The 481-nt window shown below is 62.6% G+C and carries 1 pseudogene; it reads left to right on the forward strand.

Annotated features, from left to right (window positions below):
* Positions 1-92 precede the first annotated feature (92 nt).
* Positions 93-481 (forward strand): annotated as a pseudogene (locus tag QR64_RS07120) (IS1380 family transposase); the annotation flags it as partial.

The raw sequence follows: 481 nt of genomic DNA on the forward strand, positions 1-481 counted from the left end.
AGCAGCGTGTCGAACTGAAGAAAGTGCCCCCTGAACTGGGAAGATTGGAGTTCTCACAGAACAAATCCACCAGTTCACGAAAGGCACTTCCGGTGAAAGTGCCCCACAAGTTCATCGACGGCTCCGCGATGTTCGACGAGGACAACCTCGTCTCGTGCGCCGGCCTGGTCCCGATCATGACCCTGGCCGAGCACACCCGCCTGCCGGACCTGCTCTCAGAGAAGATCTCGATCACCACCACCAAGGTCGCCTCCGGAGCGGCGAACCCGGCACCGAAACTGCTCACCCTGATCGCCGGGATGTGCGCAGGCGCCGACAGCATCGACGATATCGACCTGCTGCGCTCGGGCGGCATGAAGCATCTGTTCGCAGGCGTCTATGCGCCCTCGACCGTGGGAACGCTGCTGCGCGAGTTCAGCTTCGGTCATGCCCGCCAGCTCGAATCCGTGCTCCGCGAACACCTGATCGCACTCACCGCCCG

It is taken from the genome of Rhodococcus sp. Chr-9, from assembly GCF_000801125.1.
In the GTDB taxonomy this organism is placed as follows: Bacteria; Actinomycetota; Actinomycetes; order Mycobacteriales; family Mycobacteriaceae; genus Rhodococcus; species Rhodococcus pyridinivorans.